The organism is Olivibacter sp. XZL3 (assembly GCF_004368405.1).
Taxonomy (GTDB): Bacteria; Bacteroidota; Bacteroidia; order Sphingobacteriales; family Sphingobacteriaceae; genus Olivibacter.
On sequence record NZ_SBJH01000042.1, the window covers coordinates 77198 to 103681 of the forward strand.

The following is a 26484-nucleotide window of genomic DNA, read 5'->3' on the forward strand; positions in this document are numbered from 1 at the left end:
GATAAAGCTGTCTCTATAAGGCTTTATCTATTCATCAAACAATACGCAAACCGGCGCCCCTACGTCGATCCGGTTACCTGTATCTGTTAAGCGTCCCGTTTCTTCATTGCGTGCAAAAACGATCACTTCGTCGGTGTATTGATTGGCCACCAACAGGAATTTACCGTCGGGGGCAATGGCGAAATTCCGAGGTCCCTTACCTTTCACGGATTCATTTCCGATATGGCTTATTTCTCCGGTCGCGGCATTAATGGAATAGATGGCAATGTCATTTGCCTCCCCTCGGTTTGATGCATACAGAAACTTTCCATCAGGAGAAATGTGGACATCTGCCGCTCCTACCTCTCCGCCGAAGGAAGGGTTCAGCATACTGACTTCCTGTATGGGCGTTAAATGACCGTCTTTATAGGAATAGACAGTAATTGCTGCCTTCATTTCCTGTACCAGGTAAACATATTTTCCATCTTTTGAGAAGGTTAAATGCCTCGGGCCACTGCCCGGCGATGCCTTCGCCTCGTTCACCGCTGTTAATGCCACCGGCTGCTTGTTATCCGAAGCGTCATAGCGATAAATGGTAATGCGATCCGTGCCAAGATCTTGCACCAGCAGAAACTTACCATCGGGCGAGAATGTCGCAGAATGAACATGTGGCCCTTCTTGCCGGCTTTTATCCGGTCCGCTTCCTTCATGCTTTACCAATTGAACTTTTTCGCTCAGTCGGCCGTCAGGCTGAATACCGAAGACCGTAAAGCTGCCTCCAGAATAGTTGGAAGCAACGGCATAGCGCGTATTAGCATCAACCGTTACATGACAGGGGCTATCTCCATGGGTCAATTGCGTATTTAATAAGCTGAGTTTACCATCTGCCCGCTTGTACTGGAAGGCACTTATTGTGCCCTCCCCTTTTTCCAATTCATTAACAGCGTATACGAATTTTTTATCGCTACTCAATGCCAGAAAAGACGGGTTTGCCGATTCAATTTCATTTTTTAAGCTTAAGCGCCCCGTGTTGGGATCAAAAGCATACACGTAAATCCCTTTGCTTTTACCGGTATTGGTATAGGTACCGATCAGTACATTAATCGTTTTGGATTGCGCATTTGACACCATTGGCAGCAAGATTGTACAATACATTAATAGGACTCTATGGAGCGGTTTCATAAACTTCATTTTACAAAACCAAGTATACGTAAAATATAAAGTAACACCAACTAGCTTTCGCGGTTGGTGCCAAAAATACTACTCAGAATCATTTGGATAATAGCCGTTAAAATGGCGAAGAACAATGCTGAAAAGAAACCGCTCACCGAAAAACCGCTCATGATGCTGCTGACCAACATTACCATTAATACCGTGATAATAAAGGAGACCAAGCCCAAGGTTAAAATGTTGAGGGGCAAGGTAAAGATACGCAGGATCGTGCCAACTGTTGCATTAGCCAAACCGATTAATATACCTGCAAACATAGCACTCCAAAAGCCTGATACTTCAGCCCCCGGAACAACGTAGGCCGCCGCCATAACGGCCAGCCCTGTGATTATTAACTCAATGATAAACCTCATATATGCTCTTTTGTTATTACTCAAACGCCGAAAGGAAGAAAATGTTTAAGAAAATCCGTCATTGAATTTCGTTGTAGCAAGAAAATCAACTGTTTGAATTATAAAATATTTGTCGTACATTTGCCTATCTTGAAGAAAGAGGGGACAGCTATAGTCCCCTCTTTTCATTACAAGAACTTTGCAAATTCAATATGGGTATCGAGAAAAGGGTAACAGAATTAGTAGAAGAGAAGATTGCGGATCGGCCGGATTTATTTTTAGTAGACGTTAAGATGCATGTTAACGGCAAGTTGATTATCCATGTAGATGGTGATCAAGGTGTTAGTATACAAGATTGTGTAGCGATCAGCCGACATGTAGGCTATCATCTGGAAGAAGAAAACGCTATTGAAAATGCGTATAATCTGGAAGTATCGTCGCCGGGCATTGACGCTCCTCTTAAATTAGGCCGCCAATATCAAAAGAACATCGGGCGATCAGTGGCTTTGAAAATGATCGACGGAACGAAACGAGAAGGAACATTACTAGCAGCTTCGGAAAAGGAGCTAACCTTATTAGAAACGGTTAAAGAAAAAGGCAAAAAAGCAACGCAGTTGGAAGCAATTGTTCCGCTGGATCAAATAACAGAAACAAAGGTTTTAATTTCATTTAAATAAAAATGAGCAATATAAATTTAATAGACTCATTTCAGGAGTTTAAAGACTTCAAAAATATTGACCGTCCGACGGTGATCAGTGTGCTGGAAGAAGTATTCAGAAGCATGATACGGAAACGGTTTGGTACAGACGAAAACTGTGACGTGATTGTGAACCCGGATAATGGTGACTTGGAAATCTGGCGTACAAGAACGGTTGTAGCGGACGAATTTTCAGAAGATGACGATTTGGAGATCGAACTTGCAGAAGCACGAAAAGTAGATCCGGATTTAGAAATCGGTGATGACTTCATTGAAGAGATCACTTTGGAGAGTTTTGGCAGAAGAGCCATTCTCGCCGCAAGACAGACCTTGGTTTCAAAAGTATTGGAGCTTGAAAAAGACGAGATCTTCAAAAAATATAAAGATCGTGTAGGCGAAATCGTTACAGGGGAAGTGTATCAGATCTGGAAGAAAGAGACGCTGGTGTTAGATGATGAAGGAAATGAACTGATATTACCTAAAACGGAGCAGATCCCGGCGGATTATTTCAAAAAGGGAGATACCATCCGAGCCGTGGTTTACAAGGTAGATATGATGAATACTACGCCTAAAATCATTATCTCACGTACTGCGCCGGAATTCTTACAGCGTTTATTTGAGCTGGAAGTTCCCGAGATTTTTGATGGTTTGATCACGATTAAGAACATTGTCCGGGAGCCGGGCGAACGGGCAAAAGTAGCCGTTGAATCTTATGACGATCGGATTGATCCGGTTGGCGCCTGTGTGGGTATGAAGGGTTCCCGTATTCATGGGATTGTTCGGGAGCTGCGCAATGAGAACATCGACGTAATTAACTTCACGAACAATATATCACTCTATATACAGCGTGCATTGAGTCCGGCCAGAATCAGTTCTATCAAGTTAGATGACGAAGAGAAAAGAGCGGCCGTTTATCTTCAATCGGACCAGGTTTCGCTCGCGATCGGACGTGGCGGACATAACATCAAATTAGCGGGTAAGTTGACCGGCTATGAAATCGATGTATACAGAGAAAGTAACGAGAACGATGAAGATGTGGATTTAGAAGAATTTGCAGACGAAATCGACGGCTGGATTTTGGACGAATTTAAACGCGTCGGCTTGGATACAGCAAAATCAGTATTAGCCTTGTCAATGGACGAACTTGTTCGCCGCACTGATTTAGAAGAAAACACCATACAAGAAGTTGTGCAAGTGTTACGTGCAGAATTTGAGTAATTTCGCGAACGTGCACAAACAAAAGAATGCTTTGTTCATTATTTTAGTAATAAACAACTAAAAAGTATACTTTTGTAATATAACATCATAAATTAAGAGGTAAATAGATTAAATGACAGAAGGTAAAAGCATAAACTTACTGAAAGCTGCGAAGGAACTGAATATCGGAATTGGTACAGCTGTAGATTTTTTAGCAAAGAAGGGCTATGAAATCGAGGCGAAGCCTAACACTAAGTTAGACCGAGACATGTATGAGGTTCTTCTGAGAGAGTTTCAAGGAGACAAGATCGTGAAAGAGGAAGCCAATCAGATTGTTATTGGCAAGATTCGTCGCGAGGAGGCCCCTATTGAAGCCACTACATCAAAAACAACGCAGCCTGAGGTTGAAAATGATGAGATATTAATTAAAAATAATAGCGCTTTCTCCCCTTCTGTTGAGGATTCTAAAGCGAGCGCTTACAAAGCTCAGCAAAAGGAACCTTCTACCGATGAGCAAAAAGATAAAAGCAAAGAACCAGGTGCAGAACCTTCGATGGGCGTAAAAGTTGTTGGAAAAATAGACCTTTCGAGCATTAATCAACGCAGCAGGCCTGACAAAAAACCTTATATTAAAGAAGAACCCAAACTGGAACCATCGGTAGAAAAGCCGGCTCCTATTGTAGAGTCTAAGGCCGAAGTAGCTCCAGAGCCTCCTAAAGAGGCCCCTATTGCGGAAGAGAAGCCACAGGCTCCCTCTGTGCCTGAAGAGCCAAAAAGAGCCGAGGAAATACCGGCAGCACAAAGCGAGCAGCCAAAAACTGAAGTCGACAAACCAAGTGCTGCACAGCCAAAAGAACCGGCTAAAGAAGCTGCACCTACTCCAACGCCTGCCCCTCAAAATGAGGTGTTCAGAGCGCGTGCAGAGCACTTAAGTGGCCCGAAAGTAATTGGTAAAATAGAATTACCTAGTTCTCCTCAAAAACGCAAGGATCAACCTATCGCTTCCTCTTCGGGTGCCGGTGGGGTATCCGACCATAAGCGTAAGCGGAAACGTAATACACTCGGCGGACATCAAAATCGCCCGGGAGATAATAACCAACAGCAACGAGGCGGCCAGGCTGCTGCCGGAGGCGGCGGTCAAACGCAAAACCGTCCTCATCCAGGCCAAGGGCAAAATCAAGGCGGGCAAAGGCCTGACCATAGAGGTAAAGGCAAGCACGATTTCAAAGGCCGTGGCCGACATACGGAAACGCCGAAGGAAGAGCCTACAGAAAAAGAGATACAAGATCAAATAAAGGCGACGCTGGCACGTCTAAGCGGTGCCGGTAAGTCGGGCAAATTTGCACAAAGAGCGAAATTACGCCGTCAGAAGCGGGATGATGTCGCTTTATCTGCCGAAGAAGCGGCTATGGAAAGAGAGATGCAGTCGAAAGTGCTCCGTGTTACCGAGTTTGTTACAGCAAACGAATTGGCGAACATGATGGACGTTTCGGTAACGCAGGTTATTTCCACTTGTATGAGCTTAGGTATATTTGCTTCTATCAACCAACGATTAGATGCAGAGACTCTTACGATTGTTGCTGATGAATTTGGCTACGAAGTTGAATTTGTGAAGCCTGAGGATGAGGAAACACATTCATTGGAAGAGGAAGATAATCCGGATAATTTAATTCCACGTGCGCCTATTGTTACGGTAATGGGACACGTTGACCACGGTAAGACCTCACTACTGGATTACGTAAGAAAAACCAACGTTATCGGAGGAGAAGCCGGAGGCATTACCCAACACATCGGGGCTTATGCTGTTAAATTGGACGATGGACGAAAAATCACCTTTTTGGATACACCAGGTCACGAGGCCTTTACGGCGATGCGTGCCCGCGGTGCAAAAATAACGGATATTGCCATCATCGTCATTGCAGCTGATGACAGTGTGATGCCACAAACGAAAGAGGCAATAAACCATGCCCAAGCTGCTGGAGTACCGATTGTTTTTGCCTTTACGAAAATAGATAAACCCGGCGCCAATGCCGATAAGATCCGGGAACAGCTTTCTGCCATGAACATTTTGGTGGAAGACTGGGGTGGAAAATATCAGGCCCAGGAGATTTCTGGTAAAACCGGTTTAAACGTCGATTTGCTCTTGGAAAAAGTGCTTTTGGAAGCTGAATTATTAGATTTGAAGGCAGACCCGAAAAAACGTGCCGTTGGATCGGTTGTAGAGGCGGCTTTAGACAAAGGACGAGGTATCGTAACAACGGTCTTAATAGAAGGGGGTACCTTACGTATCGGTGACCCGATATTGGCCGGATCGCATAGCGGTAAAGTGAAGGCACTGACGAATGAGCGGGGCCAAAAAGTTACCGAAGCCGGTCCGTCTACACCTATACAGCTACTGGGTATGAATGGTGCACCTACGGCGGGCGATAAATTCTATGTACTTGAAAGCGAAGCGGAAGCTAGGCAAATTGCCAATAAACGCTTACAGCTGCAACGGGAACAAGGACTTCGTACACAGAAACATATCACGCTGGACGAAATTGGTCGCCGTTTAGCTATTGGAAACTTCAAAGAGCTCAATGTAATTGTAAAAGGTGACGTGGACGGTTCTATTGAAGCCTTGTCAGACTCCCTTTTGAAATTGTCTACGGAAGAAATCCAAGTAAATATCATCCACAAATCGGTTGGACAGATTTCAGAATCGGACGTGTTATTAGCTTCGGCATCAGACGCTATCATTATAGGTTTCCAGGTAAGGCCTTCTCAAAATGCGCGTAAATTAGCAGAGCAGGAACAAATAGACATCCGTTTGTACTCCATTATTTACGATGCGATCGAAGAGTTGAAAGCCGCAATGGAAGGCATGTTGGCTCCTAAGTTTGAGGAAAAAATTGTCGCCAACGTGGAAATCCGGGAAACGTTCAAAATCAGCAAAGTGGGAACCATCGCCGGTTGTATGGTACTAGATGGAAAAATTAACCGCAACCACGATATTCGCTTGATTCGAGACGGTGTTGTGGTTCACTCCGGTAAATTAGCCTCTCTAAAACGCTACAAAGATGATGTTAAAGAAGTTTCTCAGGGATATGAGTGCGGATTAAACATTTACAATTTCAACGACATCAAAGTCGGGGATATTGTGGAAGCTTATGAACAGGTAGAAGTAAAGAGAAAATTATAAAGAAGCTCTTCTATAAACAAGAAAAGGGGTTTTCCGGTTGGGAAACCCCTTTTTTATTAAGTACTTTCTTTCGGAAGGCATAATTTGCATAAGGTATTGAACCTTTTTCGTTACTTTTTTCCGCAAAAAGTAACAAAAACCGACCGTAGGGAGCTCATGAGCACCAAAAATGGACAGAATGCGAATAAACTCATCGCTTGGAACTTTGCTACAACCGCAGCGCATCAACATGCAAACCGCAAATTTCCTAGGCGATATTTTTATGTCGAACGGAGGGATATTGCTTCTAACCGTCCGTATCACTTTCGCTTGGTAACACGACGTTGTGTGGTGGGAAAAATGACCTTGGAGGATACCGAAGCAGCGAGCAGCAAAGCATTGGCGGTATCTTTCATTTTGCAATATCCAAGCAGATTGAGGAAGTGAAGCGGCTCCAATACCGCGATGGATGCTTGGCCATCAGGCGCAAGGTAGCCTACATAGCCTTGATCTTTTTTGGTTCTTTTTTGGGTCAAGCCAAAAAGAACATATTATTAAAAAAATGACTAAAGAAAGGGTCGTTTTAAATAAGCAGATATTGACTAAAAAAGTACATTAGAACGCTGGCTAAGAAAGAAACAAGAAGCATTTATTCTACATAGCACCAAAAAAGACATCTATTTATACTTCCTCAAATTGCTGCATATCTACCAAGCGCTTATATAAGCCGTTTTTTGCCATAAGCTCCGTGTGCGTGCCTTGTTCTACAATAGCACCGGACTCCAAGACGATGATCACGTCTGCTGATTGGATGGTGCTGAGCCTATGTGCAATAACGAGCGTCGTTCTGCTATGCATTAACTTATTCAGCGCGTCCTGTACCAGCTTTTCCGACTCAGTATCCAAAGCAGATGTCGCCTCATCGAGCAGCAAGATCGGTGGATTACGTAAGACCGCCCTGGCGATACAGATCCGTTGCCGCTGTCCGCCCGACAACTTAACACCGCGGTCACCAATATTCGTGTAATAACCCTGCTCGGTAGCTTCAATAAAATCATGCGCATTCGCTATTTTTGCTGCCGTAACGACCTGCTCCAAAGTCGCATCTTGTACGCCAAAAGCGATATTGTTGAATATGGTATCGTTAAACAAAATGGACTCTTGGTTTACCGTACCCATCAAGGCCCGTAAAGAATCGCTTTGAATCTCTTTAATGTTTAGGCCGTCAAATGTGATTTCGCCGAACTGTACATCTTGGAAACGAGGCACTAAATCCATCAAGGTCGATTTTCCTCCACCGGAAGGCCCCACCAGCGCGATTGTTTTTCCTTTAGGAATATCAAAGCTTATGTTGTCTAATACCTTCTTATCCTGATAGGAAAAACTCACATTCCTGAAAGCGATTGCTTCTTTAAAGTCTGTTACGGCAACTGCATTCGGGCTATCCGCAATAGCCGGACGTTCGTCAATCAGTTCCAGTACCCTTTCGCCTGCTGCAATTCCGGAGTGAATATTACTAAAAGAATCGGTAATCGCTTTGGCAGGACGCATAACTTGCGAAAACATAGCGATATAAGCAATAAACGATGCCGCATCTAACTCCTCGCTCCCTGCGAGCACCAGATTGCCACCATATAATACCAGCGCCGCCACCATCAAGATTCCGAGCAGCTCCGACACGGGCGCCCCTAATTGCTGTCTCCTTGCCATTCGCTTTCCTAATTTGGAATAATATACATTCTCTTCATGAAATCGTCCCTTAACAAAGGAAGTAGCATTGAAGGCTTTGATAATCTTTACTCCCGACAGGGCTTCATCGAGGTAACTTATCATTTTTCCGTACACCTTTTGCGCCTCGGTAGCCTGCTGTTTCAATTTCCGAACGATCAACGAAATAATAAAGGCCGATACCGGAATTACCAAGATGGCGAAGAAAGTCAACTTATAGCTGATGGCGAAAAGCCAAATGATATAAAAAAGCAATTGTAATGGCTCTTTGAATACTACCTGTAACGTCGCGGTAACAGAGAACTGAACAACTTGTACATCGGACGCAATCTTTGAAATGATGTCTCCTTTTCGCTGATTATTAAAATAACCGACATGCAGGTCCATCACATTATCAAATACGGTTTTCCTTAGGTTGAGTAGCGTATGAATCCGAAGATTCTCCATAATCCGTTGCGCAAAATAGCGAAACAGATTACTGACAAACACCGAAGCCACGATTACAACGAGTACCCGTTGCAGGGTACCATAAGGCCCGAAGCGCTGGCTAAGATCCTGCGCGTAATAATTAAAATGGTCGATTAAGTTATACCAATTGTCTGGCTTGCTTACAACTTCGATACTATCTCCTTCCGCAAATAAAGTGTTCAAGAGCGGGATGAGCAGCGCCAGATTTAGCGTTCCGAAGAACACCGTAATAAGGGTGCATATAATATAAGGAATAGCGTATTTCTCGATGGGTTTGGCAAAAGACAATAATCTCAGATAGGTTTTCATTCAATATTTTTAAACCAAAAGCTCAAAGGTAACAAAAAGCTCAAACACTCCGGTAATAGAACGTAAAAACTTGACCGACATCTATATAAAAACGGGAGGAATATTACTTTCACTTCATAAAACATTAAAAAGTTGATCCCTCTCCGATATCAAATAACACAACTATTTTAGTAAATTAGGCCGCTTAAATAAGATGCAATGTTTATAGAGGTAGCGAAAAGATTACAACATACAGAGGAATACTATTTCTCCAAAAAACTCCGGGAAATCGACGAGCTCAACAAAAATGGGGCTAAGGTTATTAATTTGGGAATCGGCAGTCCGGATTTACCACCACATCCAACGGTTATCGAAACGCTAAATAAGTATGCTTCGCTACCTAGTGCCCATGCTTACCAAAGTTATAAAGGCTTGCCTGCATTACGCAGTGCCATTGCTTCGTGGTATAACAAGTATTATGCAGTAACCCTTAATCCGGACACGGAAATATTGCCGCTCATTGGCTCAAAAGAAGGCATCATGCACATTTGCATGACCTACCTCCAAGAAGGCGACGAAGCATTAATCCCGAATCCGGGATACCCTACCTATAGTTCGGCTGTACGCTTAGCGGGGGCAACGGGCGTGCCCTATGAACTGGAGGAGAGCAGGGGGTGGCTTCCGGATCTCGACGCGCTCGCCAAGCGCGACCTGAGCAAGGTTAAATTAATGTGGATCAACTATCCGCACATGCCTACCGGTGCTAAGGCCGACAAGGATTTCTTTGTACGATTAATTGCTTTCGCCAAGGCGCATCACATCCTGCTTTGCCATGACAATCCCTACAGCTTTATATTGACCGAGCAGCCGAGTAGCCTAATGTCTATAGAAGGTGCAAAGGAAGTGTCCCTGGAATTAAATTCCTTGAGTAAATCCAGTAATATGGCCGGCTGGCGTGTTGGGATGCTTGTTGGGCAGCAGGATCGGATTAATGAGATCATGCGCTTCAAAAGCAATATGGATTCTGGCATGTTTTTACCCTTGCAAATGGCTGCTGCTGCCGCCCTTGCCTTAGATACCGATTGGTATAAAGATTTGAATGAGATTTACCGGAGCCGACGGGAAAAAGTTTACCAGCTGCTTCGCGCATTGAATTGCGATTTTAACCCCTCGCAAGTTGGTCTATTTGTCTGGGCGAAGATACCTTCCGGGTACAGCGACGGTTACCAGTTAAGTGATGAAATATTGAAGCAAGCCGCCGTATTTATAACCCCTGGTGGTATTTTCGGAAGCGCAGGCAACTCTTATATACGCGTTAGTTTGTGTACGACAGAGAACGTCTTACAAGAAGCTATCGATAGAATTACAACTAAAGGATAAAAACGATTTACAGTACGAAATGAAGATTGCCATCATTGGTGTCGGTCTAATAGGCGGATCGATTGCCATTACGCTCAAAGAGAAAAAATTTGCTTCCTGGGTTATCGGTATTGACAAAGAGGAGCAGAATATAAGAAAGGCGCTAAGCTTGGGATTTATTGACGAAAGTAAATCGCTGGAAGCTGCCCTTCCCGAAGTAGACGTACTCATTTTGGCGGTACCTGTCGACGCCATTTGCAAGCTGCTACCATCTATTTTAGACAACATATCGCCGTCGCAAACGGTTATGGATATGGGGTCTACCAAGGAAAAACTGTTATCACTCATAGAAAAACACGAAAACCGGGGGCGATTTGTGGCTTGCCACCCTATGGCGGGTACCGAACATTCCGGACCTGAGGCTGCGATTCCCAATCTATTTGCAGGGAAAACGATGATTTATTGTGATGCGACCAATAGCGATGAAGACGCCTTTGAAACTGCCGAAGCGTTGGTGGATCAGTTAGAGATGAAGACGGTGTTTATGAACGCCAAAGAACACGATGTGCATACGGCTTATGTTTCTCACATCTCGCATATCACCTCTTTTGCCTTAGCACTAACCGTTCTTGAAAAAGAAAAGTCGCAAGGCAGGATCTTTGAATTGGCAAGTTCGGGCTTCGAATCTACGGTCCGCTTAGCCAAAAGTTCGGCGGATATGTGGATACCGATTTTTAGACAAAATCGCAAAAACATAATGGATGTCTTGGAAGAACATATCCATCAGCTACAGAATATGCAGCATTTGTTAGAGACGGAAGATTACCCCGGAATCTATAAATTGATAAAGAAATCAAACAAGATAAAACGGATTTTAAAATAGATGGAGGTTGACGCCGCAAAACCGGATTATTTTACATCAGTGCGATATGCCAAATTAACTTCCATACAAGCGTATAATGCTGCTGTTTCTGTTCGCAGACGGGTATTACCCAAGCTAATCGCTTGATAGCCATTGTTGGTTGCCGACTCCACCTCTTGTTGGCTGAAATCCCCTTCGGGGCCAATCAAGATGCAATAGCTGCCGCTCCCATCTATTGCTTGCGTCAAGGTAGTTTTAGCAGCCTCCAGGCAGTGGGCGATGAACTTCTGTGATACAGAGCACTCCTCGACAAACTGTTGAAAGGCTACCGGCTCGTTCACTTTGGGATGATAAGCGGTGAGCGATTGTTTGACAGCAGCCGTTACCACTTTATTAAGGCGTTCGATCTTCACTTCTTTCCGCTCCGATCGCTCGCAAATGATCGGAGTAATTTCGTCAATACCTATTTCAGTGGCCTTTTCTAAAAACCATTCCAATCGATCTATATTTTTAGTAGGTGCTACGGCTATATGTAAATAGTGATTTCGCTTGCCGTAGTTCCGCTCAATCGACAGGATCCCGACTTTGGACCGCTTCGGGTGGTCGTCTATAAGCTCGGCATGAAATAAATTGCCCTTTCCATCGATTAGTACGATGGCATCGCCTTTACCAAGCCTCAGCACGCGTACACAGTGTTTGCTCTCTTCTTCACTGAGTACATACTCATGTGCGTTGCTATCGATATCCGGTGTATAAAAGAGATGCACTTTTACTTACTATCAACGTTCTTCTTCTTCATTATCGTTGTTATGGGGCAACGACTCTAGCTTTACATATTCTATGTTCTGCTGTGTTTTCTTTAGAATAGTGAAAATATAGCCGTGGAACTCCTTTCTTTCGCCTACATCCGGAATTTTATCAAAGACGGTAATTACCAAGCCTGAAATGGTGTCATAATCCGAACTTTCCGGCAATTCATATGGCAAATACTCATTCACGTCATGCACGCTCGCAGCAGCTTCCACGATATATTCTGTATCCGAGGCTTTCTCAACAATTGGTTTTTCCTCGTCATATTCGTCCTGTATTTCACCCACCAATTCTTCCACGATATCTTCTAGGGTCACCATTCCAGCCGTACCGCCAAACTCATCCAACACGATAGCGATTTGAATACGTTTGAGCTGAAACTCGCTCATTAAATCGTTTATTTTCTTGTTTTCAGCGATAAAATAAGGCTTTCTTATGATGGTCTTAAGTACAAACTCCTTATTATTGACCATCAGCGGTAGAATATCTTTGGCATGTACGATTCCAACAATCTTATCGATTGTTTCATCATATACCGGAATTCTGGAATATCCCTCACTGATAATCGTCTGCAAAAGTTCTTCTTTCGGGCTACTTAGTTCGATGCCAACGATTTTTGTCCGAGGTACCATGATGTTCTTTACCACGCGCTCATTGAAGTCGAACACATTTTTAATAAGCTCGTGCTCAATCATATTCAAGGCACCGCTTTCCTTTCCCTGATCCAGTAGGTATTGTAACTCTTCGGTCGAATGGTGCGCTTCGTGAATGTTCGATCCGAAACCTAAAATGCGCAAAATAAAATTAGCAAATCCGTTCAGAATCCAGATAAAAGGGCGGAAGATAACGTAGAAAAATCGTAAAGGCAGTGATAGCGCCATGGTAGTACCGACCGGACGTTGAATGGCGATCGATTTTGGAGCCAGCTCTCCAAAGACTATATGTAGAACCGTTATAATGGAAAAAGCCAGCACGTGGCCTAAATTGGTGGCAATTTGCCCCGTCAGCTCCACATTGAAAAGGCCAAAGACCCTATTTACAATTTGGGTCATCACCGACTCGCCGACCCAGCCTAAGCCAAGGGAAGCAAGCGTAATACCCAACTGGGTGGCCGCTAGATAACCGTCTAAGTGTTGCGTTATATGCTTAGCAACCTTTGCCACGCTATTGCCGGATTTTGCTTTCACCTCGATCTGCGAAAGTCTAACCTTTACAATAGCGAACTCCGCAGCAACGAAAAATCCGTTGAGCAATACCAGAAATAACGTGACAAATATTTGGAAGCCCATTTATTATTTATTAATGAACGTATTCTGATAGAGCTCCAAGCTCTCTTGGATACAGGTATATGCAAATGACTTACCCATCCATTTTTCGATCGTGACATTCTTGCCTTCGAGCGCTTTATAGTCCTGGAAGAACCGAACAATTTCCTTCATCGTATGGGGAGGCAGTTCGGAAAGGTCGTTGATGTAATTGACGGACATATCGTTTTTGGCAACAGCAATAATTTTATCGTCCTGCTCGCCTCCATCGACCATGTGCATTACGCCAATCACCTTTGCTTCTATAATGGACATAGGAACTACGTCTACGGAACAAATAACCAGAATATCCAACGGGTCTTTATCGTCGCAGTACGTCTGTGGAATAAACCCATAATTAGCTGGGTACATTACGGATGAAAAGAGCACGCGGTCGAGCTTAAGCAAGCCGCTTTCTTTATCGATTTCATATTTGGCTTTGGAGCCTTTAGGTATTTCTATGATTGCGTTTACGGAAGAAGGGACATCATCGCCCGGAGATACATTGTGCCACGGATGTGCGTTGTTCATATAATTCTTAACTTAACTATTATTCTTTTTCTTGTTTTTTATCCTCGATTGGACGTTTTTTCAAACTTTGCTTTATAATCGCTATAATAACGGGCGATGCCGTCAGCGCGACAAAGCCAATTACAATATATTCGATATAGTCGATAATTTGTGGAAATTGTTTGCCTAAATAAAATCCGGCTAACGTCAAGGTAAGTATCCATAAAAAACTTCCTATAACGTTAAAAAGCACAAACTTTTTAAAATCTAAGCGCACAATACCTGCAAAGATCGGAGCAAAGGTACGTATTATTGGCATAAATCTGCCCAAAATTAGAGCGGCTCCTCCATATCTGTTATAAAACTCTTCTGCCATTACGATGTATTTCCGCTTGAAAAGCCAAGAATCTTTACGTTTAAACAGCACTGGGCCGGTGCGCCACCCGAACCAATAGCCCACAAAATTCCCCAATATGGCAGCAAATATCATTCCTGAACAAAGTGTAAAAATGGAAACGTCCAATAATCCCGAAGCAACGAATAACCCGGCGAGAAAAAGTAGGTAATCTCCCGGTAAGAAGAAACCAAAGAAAAGTCCTGTTTCGGCAAAAATTACGAATACTATTAAATAGAAGCCACCCGACCGGATCAAGGTCTCAGCATCCAAATAGTCAAAAATAGATAAGCAGAATTCTTGCATATATAGCTACAAAGCTACCATTATAAATCCAAACATACGAAAAATTTAGGTATGCCGCATTGCAAGATCATTATATTAAGCTGCTTAACCATTCTGGATAAATGCCGATAAGAACAGTCAACAGCACTGCGATCACTAAAACTACTTTGTAATTTCCGTTTGTCGCAATATAAAGGGTTTTTCCCTCTTTGAAATACATGTTGATAATGACATGAAAATAATAGAAGATGCCAATGGCGGCATTGATTGCTGCCAAGATGACAAGTGCTACATGAAAATTAGACAGCGCCCCAGAAAACATCAAAAATTTACCCACGAAACCAGCGGTAAGCGGAATACCGGCCAAGGACAACATCGCTATCGTTAGGATGAATGCCAAAAAGGGATTCGTTTTTCCCAAGCCGTTGAAAGCCTCAAAATGTTCGCTCCCCTCGCTCCTCTTCACTAAAATCAACACCGCAAAGGCCACAACCGAAGCAATCGAATAAGCTGTTACATATACCAGCATGGCGCCATTCGCCTGATCGCCTATATTTAAAATAGCAAATAACATGTAGCCGGCATGGGAAATGCTCGAATAAGCAAGCATGCGTTTAAAACTCTGTTGAACCAGTGCACTTACATTTCCTATAAAGAGTGTTAAAACAATAATAATGAGCAGAACCGGCGCCCAGAAGCTCTGTAACGATTCAAAACAAAGGGAGAACAAGCGCAAAAAAGCGCCAAATGCCGCCGTTTTAACAACCGTGCTCATATAGCTCGTAATTAAAATGGGAGAACCATCGTACACATCAGGCGTCCAAAAATGAAAGGGTGCCGCCCCTACTTTAAAAGCTAAGCCGATGAGCAGGAAGAGTATTCCTGCATAAAATAACGGCGATATATTCCCTCCATTTGCTTCTACATAACTTTTTATTCCTCCCAAATCGAAGGACGCACTCGCTCCATAAATGAGGGCTATACCAAACAATAAAAAGCCCGTAGAAAACGCGCCCATTAGAAAATACTTGAGCGAGGCTTCGTTTGAAGCCAAATCTTTCTTTCTGATTCCGACTAAAATATAAAGCGCTACAGACATGATTTCGATTCCGATAAACAACATGGATAAGTTGTAAAAAGAAACCACTAATAAAGCACCCGTTAAGGAAAAAATAAGGAGCGCATAATATTCAGCAATGTGGCTGCTTATATGGTCGAAATAGTCTTTCGACAAAATAAATATCAAGATGGCTATCAGAATGAGCAGTACAGAAAAAGCGAGTGCAAATCTGTCGAACAAAACCATGTTACTATATAACGGAACCGCTTCTGAATTCCACCATTTCAATTCAAAACATACCGCAGCCACCATCCCGAGTAAGGAGACAGGAAGTAATGCTTTGGGCATCTTGAAGAGCCCAAGGTATAAAACAAGTATTGCTAATAATGACAATGTAATAATTGCGCTCATTTGTATTCTATTAATTTCTTCGAATCTACTTCTTTATTTAAGTTCATTTTCTCCCTTTAACGGATAATCTTTACCTGCTCTATTAAATTTGCAACGGCAGCTTCCGAAAGCTGAAGCAGCGGCTTCGGGTATATACCTATAGCGATGATCAAGATAGCGATCAGACCTAACAAAAGTAAATCCGTCCCCTTGACATCGCGAAAGCCAGACGTCTTTTCATTCATATCGCCCAACATGACGCCTTGATACATGCGGAGCATATACACTGCGCCTAAAATGATGGTTAAACCAGCAAAGACCGTGGTCCAAAAACCGGTTTGGTAAATGCCCATAAGTAACAAGAATTCGCCGATAAAGCCATTGGTTAAGGGAAGTCCGACAGCCCCGAGCACAATGATAAGGAAAACCAAAGCAAGGGTAGGCGCTTGCTTCGCAATTCCGCCCATAGATTGTATATCGCGGCTTTCCAACTGCCGTTCGATTATATCCACCACAAAAAACAAGCCCACAACCGTAATACCATGATTAACCATCTGTATGATGGCTCCTTGTAGACTTTGGATATTCCAAACAAAAACCCCTGCCGCAATCAGGCCCACATGGGCAATAGACGAGTATGCGATTAATCGTTTAACATCTCGTTGCCTAAATGCAATAACGGATGCATAGACAATACCAATAATCGCTAAGCTCAATACCAGACTGCCGTATTTACCAGCGCCAAGCGGCGCGATTGGTAACAACCACCTAATTACACCATACACGCCCATTTTCAGCATAATTCCAGACAAGAGCATGGTCCCCGCAGTGGGCGCCTCCACGTATGTGTCCGGTTGCCAGGTGTGAAAAGGGAAAAGCGGCATTTTAATAGCAAAAGCGATAAAGAAGGCCCAAAAGATGTAGCCTTGCGTTTCTTCATCCAACCTGAGTTCATAGAAAGAGGCCAAGGCGTAATTAGCGGTTGGGACCTGTGTATAAAGGTAAATGATGGCAATTAACATCAGCAGGCTGCCCGCAAAGGTGTAGATAAAGAACTTTAAAGTAACGCGGGCCCTATTTTTACCGCCCCACAAACCACATATAAAATAGATCGGAATGAGTGCGATTTCCCATCCAACATAAAAAAGAAATGCATCTAAAGCCGTAAACACCAGTAACAGGCCGGTTTGCATAAATAAAACAAGCGCATAAAAAGTTCCTTTTTGCTGCTGACTAAAAGTGCTGACAATGATTAAAGGTATCAAGCCGTTGGTAAGCAAGACTAAAGGCATACTAATGCCGTCGATGCCTACATGGAAATGGACGCCAAGCGCTGGAATCCAGGGGATATCCTGTTCAAATTGAATACGGCCGTCGGTAGAGAAAGCACCTAGCAAAGTCGCAGTCAACCCGAGCGTTACAAGCGAACAGACGAGGGCCATTGGCTTAGCCAAGTGAGTACTTTTTACGAAAGCTAGCAAACCTGCTCCTATTAAGGGTACAAGAAGAAGTAAAACTATGTTATCCATGAATTTCTTTACCTTATCTGATTAAATTATAAATAAACCGTACGCTAACACGGCGATAATACCAATCACCATATAAAAAATATAATATCCCACATTGCCTTGCTGCAGCAGGCGCAGTAAACTGCCCGCTTGTGCCGCCCCATTTCCCAGATAGTTCACAAAACCATCAATCATCTTTTTATCGATCGTATAGAAAAAGTCAGATAAAACATTCAGCGGTCGTACGATGATGCGATCGTAAAGCTCGTCGATATAAAACTTGTGATAAGATAATCGTTCCAAGGCGTTCCGTTTTTCATAATCCGCTATAGGCAAGCTGGCTCTTTTTACATAAACGACATAGGCATACAGGGCCATGCCAAGAGCTGCAAGCGCGGCACTTCCCATTAGTATATATTCTGCTGTATGCGATAAATGGACCTCCGCATTTTTTGATGCCGACGCTGCAAAAACAGGTTGCAAAAAGCCGGCGAGCCACGTATGGCCGCCCAACGCCTCCGGTATATTTAAAAGGCCTCCACAAAAAGAAAGCACTGCTAATACAATAAGTGGGACAGTCATCACGGCTGGCGACTCGTGGAGGTATTTTTCTTGATCGAGTGTACCTCTGAACTTACCATAGAAAGTGAGGAAAAGCATCCTGAACATATAAAATGCCGTGAACAAGGCGCCTATAAAACCGCCTGCCCATAAAAGCTTGTTATGTACAAAAGCCTGCGCCAATATTTCGTCTTTAGAGAAAAATCCGGCCAATGGAGGAATGCCGGCAATAGCGATGGTGCCTATCAACATCGTAACGAAGGTCGTGGGCAGCTTCTTTCTTAAACCACCCATCAGTCGCATATCCTGTTCATTACTCATGGCATGAATGACCGACCCGGCCCCCAAGAACAGTAGGGCTTTGAAAAACGCATGCGTAATCACATGAAAAAAGGCCCCGGTAAAGGCACCCACTCCCAAACCCAAAAACATATACCCTAATTGCGAAACCGTTGAATACGCTAAGACTTTCTTTATATCGTTTTGCGTAACGGCAATAAATGCAGCCAATAATGCAGTTAACAAACCTACTATGGCAATGATTTCCATAGTGACCGGCGATAGTGTAAAGAGAATATTCGATCTTGCAACAAGGTATATGCCTGCCGTAACCATCGTAGCGGCGTGTATCAGGGCCGATACCGGTGTTGGTCCCGCCATGGCATCAGGCAGCCAAGTAAATAAAGGGATTTGTGCCGACTTGCCGGTTGCAGCGATGAATAGTAAAAGTGAAATTAAAAGCAAGGTGGTATCTCCATATGCAGACATTGCGGCTTTCGGTAATACCTCACTGAATTCAAGCGAGCCGAAGGTGTAAAACAACAGGAATACAGCCAGGAGAAAACCAAGATCGCCTATCCGATTCATTATAAAGGCCTTTTTAGCTGCATTTGCATAATCGCTTCGGCCATACCAGAAACCAATCAATAAATACGAACAAAGACCGACTCCTTCCCAGCCGATAAACATCACTGCATAATTGGACCCCAAGACTAAAAGCAGCATGAAAAAGATAAAAAGATTTAAATAGGCAAAGAACTTACCGTAACCGGCATCGTGTTTCATATATCCGGTTGAATATACGTGAATCAAAAAACCGATTCCTGTAATGATGAGTAGCATAATAGCACTCAAGGGATCAACGAAAAAAGATAACGATATCTGGAGATCTCCGGCACTGATCCAGTCAAAGATGCTAAGCGAGAAGGTAGCATCTTCGCCTGCTTGCCGCGCCGCATAAACGGCACCGAAAACACCACAGCTTAACAGGAAGGAGGCCAAGACTGTTCCGCAGGCTATCAGCGAAATAATTAGCTTTGAAAAGCTATTTCTGCCCAATCCGTTTAGTACAAACCCTATTAGAGGTAAAAGAACGATCCAAATTAATCCAGTCATACGATATTTATATTAGCTAGAACGCCTTACGAATAGCTTATTTTTGTTTAAGTCGGCTTAAAATTTTAGATTGATGGTTAACCTTGTGATCCATTACCACTTCAATTTATTGAGAGAGTTGATATCAATCGACCTCGTATTTCTATATACCATCACAATGATGGCCAGTCCCACAGCAACTTCCGCAGCAGCAAGTGCCATCACAAAAAACACAAAGACCTGTCCGGAAGCATCGCCATGATATACAGAGAACGCAGCCAACAAAAGATTTACTGCATTCAACATCAATTCAATAGACATCATGATAATAATCACATTCCTTCGGGTAAGTACGCCAATTACACCGATGGAAAATATGACACTACTCAGTAACAGGTAGTGATTGAGCGGTATTCCCTGCATGTCTTTTACGATCGTTTCCATTATATACTTTTTTGTTCTTTTTTCGCCAATAAAACGGCTCCTACCATTGCCGTAAGGAGCAGAAGAGATGAAATTTCAAAGGGCAGTAAGAATTCATTAAACAGTACTTTACCTAAACTGCTAACGAGACCTATATCCGGATTTTTAAGAATTAGCGGATCGGAGACCTCCATCGCGCGTATTGAACCGGCGACTGTAACCAGCAAGCACATACCGGCTACCGCTCCAATTACTTTAATCAAAACCGATTTCATCGGCTCGGTCTCTTTGTTCAAATTCAACAGCATCAACACAAACAGGAAGAGCACCATGATAGCCCCCATGTATACGATAAAATTTACGACTGCCAGAAATTGGGCATTCAATAGGACATAATGCACGGTGAAAGTAAAAAAGGTGATTACGAGATACAGTACGCTGTGTACCGGGTTTTTAGTGATAATCACCATGAGCGAAAAGAATATGGAAAGAAAGGCTACAAAATAAAATAAGCTCACAATTTAAAGTTTATGTTGTTTACAGAATTGTTTATATTGAATACTTTATCGCAACGAATGCAGATCGAAACGCTCTTCAACCAGCTTGTCTTTACCATATATGAAGTCTTTCCGTAGATAATCTGCCGGCACATGCGGACCGTCTAAATAAATGGCCTCTTTCGGACAAGCCTCTTCGCACAATCCACAAAAGATGCATCGGAGCATATTTATCTCGTAAACAGCCGCATATTTTTCTTCGCGGTATAAATGTTCTTCTCCTTTCTTTCTCTCTGCAGAAATCATGGTTATCGCTTCAGCAGGACATGAAAGCGCACATAACCCGCAAGCGGTACACCGTTCCCTCCCCTCTTCATCACGCTTCAGCGAGTGCAGGCCCCGATAATTCTTCGAATAAGGACGCGCTACTTCCGGATAGGAGACCGTGGCTTTCTTCCGAAAGAAATGCTTTATCGTAACGCCCATTCCTTTTAGCACCGCGGGGAGGTACATCCGCTCCCAAAAATTCATCGGTTTTTGCTCTAAAACTTTTTTTCTATTACTTAAGGGTTCCATCTTGTTGCTTTTTTAAGCCTATGCTTTAATTAATATCCCTGCTGCTTCGATTCTACCAGTAAGTGTCCTTTATTAGGGTTATCACGCCGGTTAATACAATGTTTGCAATTGCCAAAGGAATAAGTATCTTCCATCCCAAGTTCATCAACTGATCGTATCGGAAACGTGGAAGCGTCCATCGAATCCACATGAAAAAGAAAATGAATGCGAAAATCTTCAGGAAAAAGACCAATACGCCAATCACCGTAATCCAATTTTGCGACAGCCCCAAATCATACATAAAAGGAAAGTTATAGCCACCAAAATAGAGTGTAGACATTACGGCGGATGAGACAAACATATTGATGTATTCGGAAAACATATACAAGCCGAGTTTCATGGATGAATATTCCGTATGATACCCGCCCACCAGTTCCGTTTCACATTCGGGCAGGTCGAAGGGAACACGATTACATTCGGCAAAAGCGCAGGTCATGAAAATGATAAAGCCTAGTGGTTGCACCCAAATGTTCCAATTGACAAAGCCTTCTTGCTGTGCGACGATTTCCTTTAGGGATAATGTTTGTGTCACCATAAGAAGTGCAATAATGGAGAGGCCCATAGCCACCTCATAGCTGATGCTTTGCGACGCTGCCCGAATAGCTCCCATCAAGGAAAATTTGTTATTAGACGCCCAGCCCCCTAACATAATGCCATAAACACCCAGAGCAATAACGCCAAAAATATAGAGAACGCCCACATTTACATCCGCTACCTGTAATTCAACCGTCCTTCCGCCGATCTGTAATGACTGCCCCCAAGGTATAACAGCACTACTGATGCAAGCCGTTATGATGGCAATCGTTGGCCCGGCAATAAAAAGTCCTTTATGTGCTCCTGCTGGAATAATCTCCTCCTTAAAGAAAAATTTGCCTCCATCGGCCAAGGGCTGTAAAATACCGAACGGCCCAGCGCGGTCGGGACCTTTCCTATCTTGCATAAAACCCGCCACCTTTCTTTCTGCCAATGTAGAATACATCGCAATGACGAGCGTCAGTACGAAAACGACGACAATGAGCACTAATTTTTCTATAATAAATATGGCTTCCATTATTTTACTTTTTCTATTTATCGATGTGCGTTATGACGACGGTATACCTTTAAAGTCGGACGGATCGTTCAAATTGATATTTATTTGCTTCTTGAAGTTTCGGATTTTCCTTAACCACCGGTAAGGGTTTAAGCGTTTCGTAGTGGTTAGCCGAAATAACCGAGGTATGAGCGACTTTTCTCGGACCTTCGATTACCCAATCTGACGTCTGTTTTTTGTCGAAACGGCAGGTATTGCAAATAAAAGCCTCCACCTCGCCATATTGATCTTTTCTCGCAGTTACCCGTAATACCTCTTCTCCTTTATACCAAAGGGTAACCTTTCCTGCGCAATCCGGACAATCCCGATGGGCATCTACGGGCTTAGTAAACCACACCCTGTTTTTAAACCTGAATGTTTTATCTGTCAAAGCGCCTACGGGACAAACGTCAATTACATTTCCAGAAAAATTATTGTCGATTGCCTTTTCTATATAGGTTGAAATTTCCGCGGCATCCCCTCTTCCCAAAACGCCATGTACCCGCTTATCCGTCAGCTGATCAGCTACAAAGACACAACGGTAACATAAAATGCAACGCGTCATATGCAGTTGGATTTTATCTCCGATATCTATTCTTTCAAAAGTCCTACGTTCAAATTCGTAGCGCGTAGCGGCAGCACCGTGTTCGAATCCAAGATCTTGCAAATGACACTCGCCGGCCTGATCACAAATAGGACAGTCCAAGGGATGGTTAATTAACAACATCTCCACTACTCCCTTCCGAGCCTCCAACACTTCATTTGAGGTTATATTCTGAACCTCCATACCGTCCATCACCGTTGTACGGCAAGAAGCAACCAGCTTAGGCATAGGTCGCGGATCCTTTTCCGACCCTTTGCTGACCTTTACCAGACAGGTTCTACATTTTCCTCCACTTCCTTGTAATTTCGAATAATAACACATCGCCGGAGGAACGATGTCGCCCCCAATCTGCCGGGCTGCATTGAGTATCGTCGTCCCTGGTGCAACCTCCACCTGGATACCGTCAATACTCACTTTTAATTTTTCGTTATCAGCCATCTCTCGTTAGTAGTTATTAGTTATCAGTTGTAAGCCTTTAACGGCCTTTAACGGCCGGATTTAACCTATCCTTTTTATCTTACATCGTTCTTCACCTTAAAACTTAGCTTTCCACCGTTAGCGGGTCTGCGTAATGCGCCAAGCCAAAATTTCGGATTTGCGCTTCCTCGCCATGGGTAACATGCCATTCAAATTCATCTCTAAAGTGGCGGATGGCACTAGCAACAGGCCAAGCCGCTGCATCGCCCAACGGGCAAATCGTATTTCCCTCTATTTTCTTTGATACATCCACCAAAAGGTCTATATCACTCATTTTACCATGGCCATGTTCCAGCCGATGCAATACCTTTTCCATCCAGCCGGTACCTTCTCGACATGGAGAGCATTGTCCGCAACTTTCATGATGGTAAAAGCGCGCAAAATTCCAGGTGTTGCGCACGATACACTGATCTTCATCAAACACGATGAAGCCTCCCGAGCCAAGCATGGTTCCGGAGGCAAAGCCGCCATCGGCTAAGGATTCATAGGTCATTAGTCGGTTATCGCCCTTGGCCGTCTTCAATATCAGGTTCGCGGGAAGGATGGGTACGGAAGAGCCTCCAGCCACGACCGCCTTCAGGCGTTTCCCCTTAGTGATGCCGCCGCAGTATTCATCGGAGTATATAAACTCTTCCACTGGAAGGCCGAGCTCAATCTCATATACGCCCGGCTTATTGATATTACCCGAAGCCGAAATGAGCTTCGTCCCTGTACTTCTTTCAATACCGATCTTGGCATACTCTTCACCTCCAATATTTAATACCGGTACAGTTGCGGCAATCGACTCGACATTATTGACCACGGTGGGGCAATTATACAAGCCGGCCACAGCAGGGAAGGGGGGTTTTATGCGTGGGTTCCCCCTCTTTCCTTCCAATGATTCCAAGAGGGCTGTTTCTTCGCCACATATGTAAGCACCGCCACCGGGTTGTACATACAATTCCAAATTGTACCCAGATCCTAAAATATTAGTTCCCAAAAAGCCAGCGGCTTTGGCCTCTTCAATTGCCCTTTCAAGGATACGGATTTGCGGCATCATCTCCCCTCTTACATAAATGTAAGAGGTGTTAGCTCCCAAGGCGTAGCTTGCGACAATCATGCCTTCAATCAGCGCATGCGGAATATGTGTCATCAGATACCGATCCTTAAAAGTACCCGGTTCTGACTCGTCTGCGTTGCATACCAGATAGCGCGGTACTCCCTCCGGTTTAGCGAGGAAGCTCCATTTCATTCCTGTAGGAAATCCGGCGCCACCGCGTCCTCTCAATCCAGATTTCTTTACCTCCTCCACAACGTCTTCCGGGCTAAGCGTTCTCAAGGCCTTTTCGGCGGCTCTATAGCCTCCCTTTTGCCGATAGACCTCGAACGTATTGATTCCTGGAATGTGAACATGCTCTAATAATAATTTCCGCGCCATTACATTAGTCTTTAGCTGTTAGTATTGGTTATTCGTTGTTGGTTATTTGTTGTTAGTTTTGTTAATGTGATCGGCCGGTCACACGACCTTATTCAAGCGATCACTCTTTTAATGCTCTAATCCCCGACACCTCATTCTACTTACTTGCTTTTTAATTCTTCAATTAACTGATCAACGCTTTCTTCCGTCAGATTTTCATAATAGGTATAAGTCGGTCCGATCTGTAGGACCGGCCCCATTCCGCAAGCGGCGATGCACTCGATGCCTCGCCAACTAAACAGGCCATCCGGAGTAACTTCGTTTTCTTTTACACCCAAGCGATGCTCAATATGCTTCATAATACGTTCCGCCCCTACCAAACAACAGGGACCGGTACGGCAGACTTCCAAAACGTATTTACCCTGTGGTTGTAGAAAGAACATGGTATAAAAGGTAGCAACTTCATACACTTCAATCGGCTCTATTTCCAGGTAAGCGGCTACTTTGTCCATTGCATCCACACTTAACCAGCCGAAGGCAGCTTGTACTGCGTGCAGTATGGGTAAGAGGGCAGATTTTTGTCGACCTTCAGGATACCTTTTTACAATTTCATCGAACTGAGCGATCAGCTCATCCTGAAATTCCGTTGGATGGTTATTTTTTACACTAAGCATCTAGTTCTCCTGCTATAACGTTTAAACTACTCATGTTGATAATAGCGTCTGAAAGTAACATACCCCTGCTCATGGGCGCGTACATCTGGTAATTGATAAAGGATGGCCTTCTAAAGTGCAGCCTATAGGGCGCCCTCCCCCCATCGCTAATAAGATAAAAGCCCAATTCTCCATTTGCACCCTCTACCGCGTGATATACTTCGGATTTTGGCGTATCGATTTCGCCCATCACGATTTTAAAGTGATAGATGAGCGCTTCCATATTGTTGTATACCTCTTCTTTTGGAGGTAGATAAATTTCGGGCACATCCGCATGAAAGATGCCTTTAGGTTCCTGCTCAATCTTATTCAATGCCTGCTCAATAATCCGAATGCTTTGGCGCATCTCTTCATTACGAACCATATAGCGGTCGTATACATCGCCATTTTCGCCGACAGGGATATCGAAATCAAACTCCTCATAAGAAGAGTAAGGCTCATTTACACGCACGTCATAATCGATTCCGGTAGCCCTCAGCAAAGGCCCGCTCCAACTATAGCTCAATGCGGTTTCGGGGTCTACGGCCGCCACTCCCGAGGTGCGGTCTATAAATATCCTGTTCCTATTAAACAGATCTTCAAATTCGCTCAGTACGGGCGGATACCTTTTCACAAACTGTCGGATTTTCGCGAAAGCCACCTCGTTAAAATCGCGCTCAAAGCCGCCAATACGTCCGATGTTTGTGGTCAAGCGGGCGCCACAGATCTCTTCATAGATCTCATAGATAAATTCCCGCTCCTGCATGACGTAAAGAAATCCTGAAAACGCACCCGTATCTACGCCCAATATGCCGTTACAGATGATATGATCGGCTATGCGGGCTAACTCCATGACGATGACGCGCATATATTGCACCCGCTTTGGAACTTCTATGCCCAGCAACTTCTCTACCGTCATATGCCATCCCATATTATTAATTGGCGATGAGCAATAATTAAGACGATCAGTAAGCGGTGTAATCTGGTAATAAGGCCGATGTTCGGCTATTTTTTCAAAAGCACGATGGATGTAACCGATAGTGGAAACACCGCTTACAATGCGCTCCCCGTCTATCTGCAAAACATTCTGGAAGACTCCATGTGTTGCGGGATGCGTAGGCCCGAGATTGAGGGTTACTAATTCATCTTGCGGATCGTTATCCTCAAATATCGGTTGGTTTGTCATTCTTTTAGGTCGCAGCTCGCTCATAATAA

General features: G+C 43.8%; 24 protein-coding genes. 6 read left to right on the forward strand and 18 right to left on the reverse strand.

The features are described from left to right. Positions 1-27: 27 nt before the first annotated feature. Positions 28-1134: a lactonase family protein gene (locus EPX21_RS09665; protein WP_134089491.1), complete on the reverse strand. Its 1107-nt coding sequence runs from the start codon at positions 1132-1134 to the stop codon at positions 28-30. Between the two features lie 77 nt (positions 1135-1211). Further along, entirely contained in the window at positions 1212-1562 is a 351-nt protein-coding gene (locus tag EPX21_RS09670; protein WP_134089493.1) for a phage holin family protein, read from the reverse strand. 191 nt (positions 1563-1753) lie between these two features. Between EPX21_RS09670 and rimP the strand changes: the two genes are divergently transcribed. From rimP to EPX21_RS09690, 4 genes are all read left to right on the forward strand, one after another. Continuing rightward, positions 1754-2218, forward strand: a complete 465-nt coding sequence (gene rimP / locus EPX21_RS09675; protein WP_134089495.1) for a ribosome assembly cofactor RimP — start codon at positions 1754-1756, stop codon at positions 2216-2218. Between the two features lie 2 nt (positions 2219-2220). After that, positions 2221-3456: a transcription termination factor NusA gene (gene nusA / locus EPX21_RS09680; RefSeq protein WP_134089497.1), complete on the forward strand. Its 1236-nt coding sequence runs from the start codon at positions 2221-2223 to the stop codon at positions 3454-3456. A 112-nt stretch (positions 3457-3568) separates the two neighbouring features. After that, positions 3569-6616 carry a translation initiation factor IF-2 gene (infB, locus tag EPX21_RS09685; protein ID WP_134089498.1) on the forward strand — a complete coding sequence of 1016 codons (3048 nt, stop codon included), beginning with the start codon at positions 3569-3571 and terminating at the stop codon, positions 6614-6616. A gap of 156 nt (positions 6617-6772) precedes the next feature. Further along, on the forward strand, positions 6773-7042 hold the full coding sequence (locus tag EPX21_RS09690) for a hypothetical protein (protein WP_134089499.1): 270 nt from the start codon (positions 6773-6775) through the stop codon (positions 7040-7042). A 234-nt stretch (positions 7043-7276) separates the two neighbouring features. Here EPX21_RS09690 and EPX21_RS09695 read toward each other — a convergent pair whose 3' ends face one another. Next, a complete protein-coding gene (locus tag EPX21_RS09695; protein ID WP_134089500.1) occupies positions 7277-9100 on the reverse strand; it encodes an ABC transporter ATP-binding protein in 1824 nt (607 codons plus the stop codon). A 198-nt stretch (positions 9101-9298) separates the two neighbouring features. On the opposite strand from EPX21_RS09695, the gene EPX21_RS09700 reads away from it, so the two are divergent. After that, on the forward strand, positions 9299-10459 hold the full coding sequence (locus EPX21_RS09700; protein ID WP_134089501.1) for a pyridoxal phosphate-dependent aminotransferase: 1161 nt from the start codon (positions 9299-9301) through the stop codon (positions 10457-10459). A 19-nt stretch (positions 10460-10478) separates the two neighbouring features. After that, positions 10479-11321 (forward strand): prephenate dehydrogenase, encoded by an 843-nt coding sequence (locus EPX21_RS09705; RefSeq protein WP_134089502.1) that lies wholly within the window; start codon positions 10479-10481, stop codon positions 11319-11321. A gap of 26 nt (positions 11322-11347) precedes the next feature. On the opposite strand, the gene EPX21_RS09710 is transcribed toward EPX21_RS09705, so the two are convergent. The 15 genes from EPX21_RS09710 to EPX21_RS09780 all read right to left on the reverse strand — a co-directional run bounded on the left by EPX21_RS09710 (position 11348) and on the right by EPX21_RS09780 (position 26479). Next, entirely contained in the window at positions 11348-12067 is a 720-nt protein-coding gene (locus EPX21_RS09710; RefSeq protein WP_134089503.1) for a 16S rRNA (uracil(1498)-N(3))-methyltransferase, read from the reverse strand. Between the two features lie 12 nt (positions 12068-12079). After that, the gene (locus EPX21_RS09715) at positions 12080-13399 is read right to left on the reverse strand and encodes a hemolysin family protein (RefSeq protein ID WP_134089504.1); all 1320 of its coding nucleotides are present in this window, start codon (positions 13397-13399) and stop codon (positions 12080-12082) included. A gap of 3 nt (positions 13400-13402) precedes the next feature. After that, positions 13403-13945, reverse strand: coding sequence for an inorganic diphosphatase (locus tag EPX21_RS09720; protein WP_134089505.1), 543 nt, complete (start codon positions 13943-13945; stop codon positions 13403-13405). Positions 13946-13964: 19 nt separating this feature from the next. Further along, entirely contained in the window at positions 13965-14624 is a 660-nt protein-coding gene (locus tag EPX21_RS09725) for a DedA family protein (protein WP_134089506.1), read from the reverse strand. 70 nt (positions 14625-14694) lie between these two features. After that, the gene (locus tag EPX21_RS09730; protein WP_134089507.1) at positions 14695-16074 is read right to left on the reverse strand and encodes an NADH-quinone oxidoreductase subunit N; all 1380 of its coding nucleotides are present in this window, start codon (positions 16072-16074) and stop codon (positions 14695-14697) included. A 56-nt stretch (positions 16075-16130) separates the two neighbouring features. Further along, the gene (locus EPX21_RS09735) at positions 16131-17582 is read right to left on the reverse strand and encodes a NuoM family protein (RefSeq protein WP_134089508.1); all 1452 of its coding nucleotides are present in this window, start codon (positions 17580-17582) and stop codon (positions 16131-16133) included. 21 nt (positions 17583-17603) lie between these two features. Beyond that, complete coding sequence (gene nuoL / locus EPX21_RS09740) at positions 17604-19517, reverse strand: NADH-quinone oxidoreductase subunit L (protein ID WP_134089509.1); 1914 nt, start codon at positions 19515-19517, stop codon at positions 17604-17606. Positions 19518-19610: 93 nt separating this feature from the next. After that, on the reverse strand, positions 19611-19940 hold the full coding sequence (nuoK, locus tag EPX21_RS09745) for an NADH-quinone oxidoreductase subunit NuoK (protein WP_134089510.1): 330 nt from the start codon (positions 19938-19940) through the stop codon (positions 19611-19613). Next, a complete protein-coding gene (locus tag EPX21_RS09750) occupies positions 19940-20437 on the reverse strand; it encodes an NADH-quinone oxidoreductase subunit J (RefSeq protein WP_134089511.1) in 498 nt (165 codons plus the stop codon). The genes nuoK and EPX21_RS09750 overlap by 1 nt, the downstream gene beginning before the upstream one ends. 45 nt (positions 20438-20482) lie before the next feature. Further along, the gene (locus tag EPX21_RS09755) at positions 20483-20992 is read right to left on the reverse strand and encodes an NADH-quinone oxidoreductase subunit I (RefSeq protein WP_134089512.1); all 510 of its coding nucleotides are present in this window, start codon (positions 20990-20992) and stop codon (positions 20483-20485) included. A gap of 52 nt (positions 20993-21044) precedes the next feature. Continuing rightward, positions 21045-22082, reverse strand: coding sequence for an NADH-quinone oxidoreductase subunit NuoH (gene nuoH / locus EPX21_RS09760; protein WP_134089513.1), 1038 nt, complete (start codon positions 22080-22082; stop codon positions 21045-21047). A 49-nt stretch (positions 22083-22131) separates the two neighbouring features. Further along, positions 22132-23142, reverse strand: coding sequence for a 2Fe-2S iron-sulfur cluster-binding protein (locus tag EPX21_RS09765; protein ID WP_134089514.1), 1011 nt, complete (start codon positions 23140-23142; stop codon positions 22132-22134). A gap of 103 nt (positions 23143-23245) precedes the next feature. Continuing rightward, a complete protein-coding gene (gene nuoF / locus EPX21_RS09770) occupies positions 23246-24598 on the reverse strand; it encodes an NADH-quinone oxidoreductase subunit NuoF (RefSeq protein WP_134089515.1) in 1353 nt (450 codons plus the stop codon). A 140-nt stretch (positions 24599-24738) separates the two neighbouring features. Further along, positions 24739-25251 (reverse strand): NAD(P)H-dependent oxidoreductase subunit E, encoded by a 513-nt coding sequence (gene nuoE, locus EPX21_RS09775; protein ID WP_134089516.1) that lies wholly within the window; start codon positions 25249-25251, stop codon positions 24739-24741. Continuing rightward, positions 25244-26479, reverse strand: a complete 1236-nt coding sequence (locus tag EPX21_RS09780; protein WP_206106042.1) for an NADH-quinone oxidoreductase subunit D — start codon at positions 26477-26479, stop codon at positions 25244-25246. Before EPX21_RS09780 ends, nuoE begins: the two co-directional genes overlap by 8 nt. Between the last annotated feature and the right edge of the window lie 5 nt (positions 26480-26484).